This window comes from Salinispora pacifica CNR114 (assembly GCF_000514775.1).
GTDB classification, from domain to species: domain Bacteria; phylum Actinomycetota; class Actinomycetes; order Mycobacteriales; family Micromonosporaceae; genus Micromonospora; species Micromonospora pacifica.
Genome location: NZ_AZWO01000085.1, coordinates 1 through 2,286 on the forward strand (window position 1 = coordinate 1; position 2,286 = coordinate 2,286).

Annotated in this window: 2 rRNA genes; both read right to left on the reverse strand. The window is 59.0% G+C overall.

Annotated features, from left to right (window positions below):
- Positions 1–325, reverse strand: a 23S ribosomal RNA gene (locus B118_RS0124765); the annotation flags it as partial.
- A gap of 416 nt (positions 326–741) precedes the next feature.
- Positions 742–2,257: ribosomal RNA gene (locus B118_RS0124775) — 16S ribosomal RNA — on the reverse strand.
- Positions 2,258–2,286 lie beyond the last annotated feature (29 nt).

Genomic DNA, 2,286 nt, shown 5'->3' on the forward strand with positions numbered 1-2,286 from the left:
TCCCACAACCCCAACCACGCAACCCCTGACAGGTATCACACGCAGCCGGTTTAGCCTCAATCCGCTTTCGCTCGCCACTACTCACGGAATCACAATTGTTTTCTCTTCCTACGGGTACTGAGATGTTTCACTTCCCCGCGTTCCCTCCACACACCCTATGAGTTCAGGTGCAGGTGACATCACATGACTGATGCCGGGTTCCCCCATTCGGACACCCTGGGATCACAGCTCGGTTGACAGCTCCCCCAGGCCTATCGCGGCCTCCCACGTCCTTCATCGGCTCCTGGTGCCAAGGCATCCACCGTTCGCCCTTGACAACTTGACCACAAAGATGCTCGCGTCCACTGTGTAATTCTCAACAAACAACCAACCCGCAACCACCACCCCGCACCAGCAACACCAACCCCACCCCCTCACAGGAGGCAAAAGCCAGCATCCGGTATACGAAGCAAGCCACGCCAGGCAAACCGCCAACCCGCAACACCACCAACCGGCGACATCACAGACCACACGGCCCAAGAAACAACCACACGGTCATTCCTTCAGGACCCAACAGGGTGTCCAACGCCAGCCCCAGCCGCATCATCAACCCCTTCCAACCACCCCCCGAAGAGAGCGTGTACAAGAGCATCAAACCGCTGCCAAAACCAACTAGCCAGTGTCTCCGACCAATGAGCACCCCATCACCCAACACAGGCAACCGAGGCTCCATACCGCCCTTCGACGGATGGCGCTCCTTAGAAAGGAGGTGATCCAGCCGCACCTTCCGGTACGGCTACCTTGTTACGACTTCGTCCCAATCGCCAGCCCCACCTTCGACGGCTCCCCCCACAAGGGTTAGGCCACCGGCTTCGGGTGTTGCCGACTTTCGTGACGTGACGGGCGGTGTGTACAAGGCCCGGGAACGTATTCACCGCAGCGTTGCTGATCTGCGATTACTAGCGACTCCGACTTCACGGGGTCGAGTTGCAGACCCCGATCCGAACTGAGACCGGCTTTTTGGGATTCGCTCCACCTCACGGTATCGCAGCCCATTGTACCGGCCATTGTAGCATGCGTGAAGCCCTGGACATAAGGGGCATGATGACTTGACGTCATCCCCACCTTCCTCCGAGTTGACCCCGGCAGTCTTCGATGAGTCCCCGCCATAACGCGCTGGCAACATCGAACAAGGGTTGCGCTCGTTGCGGGACTTAACCCAACATCTCACGACACGAGCTGACGACAGCCATGCACCACCTGTCACCGGCCCCGAAGGACCCCCCATCTCTGAAGGATTTCCGGCGATGTCAAACCCAGGTAAGGTTCTTCGCGTTGCATCGAATTAATCCGCATGCTCCGCCGCTTGTGCGGGCCCCCGTCAATTCCTTTGAGTTTTAGCCTTGCGGCCGTACTCCCCAGGCGGGGCGCTTAATGCGTTAGCTGCGGCACAGAGAACCGGAGAGGCCCCCCACACCTAGCGCCCAACGTTTACAGCGTGGACTACCAGGGTATCTAATCCTGTTCGCTCCCCACGCTTTCGCTCCTCAGCGTCAGTATCGGCCCAGAGACCCGCCTTCGCCACCGGTGTTCCTCCTGATATCTGCGCATTTCACCGCTACACCAGGAATTCCAGTCTCCCCTACCGAACTCTAGCCTGCCCGTATCGACTGCAAGCCCGCAGTTGAGCCACGGGTTTTCACAGTCGACGCGACAAGCCGCCTACGAGCTCTTTACGCCCAATAAATCCGGACAACGCTCGCGCCCTACGTCTTACCGCGGCTGCTGGCACGTAGTTGGCCGGCGCTTCTTCTGCAGGTACCGTCACAAACGCTTCGTCCCTGCTGAAAGAGGTTTACAACCCGAAGGCCGTCATCCCTCACGCGGCGTCGCTGCATCAGGCTTCCGCCCATTGTGCAAGATTCCCCACTGCTGCCTCCCGTAGGAGTCTGGGCCGTGTCTCAGTCCCAGTGTGGCCGGTCGCCCTCTCAGGCCGGCTACCCGTCGCCGCCTTGGTAGGCCATTACCCCACCAACAAGCTGATAGGCCGCGAGTCCATCCCAAGCCGAAAAATCTTTCCACCAACCACCATGCGGCAGCCAGTCATATCCGGTATTAGCCCCGGTTTCCCGGGGTTATCCCAAAGCCTAGGGCAGGTTACTCACGTGTTACTCACCCGTTCGCCGCTCGAGTACCCCGAAGGGCCTTTCCGCTCGACTTGCATGTGTTAAGCACGCCGCCAGCGTTCGTCCTGAGCCAGGATCAAACTCTCCAACAAAAACTTGAAGAAAACCCCAGCAACAAAAA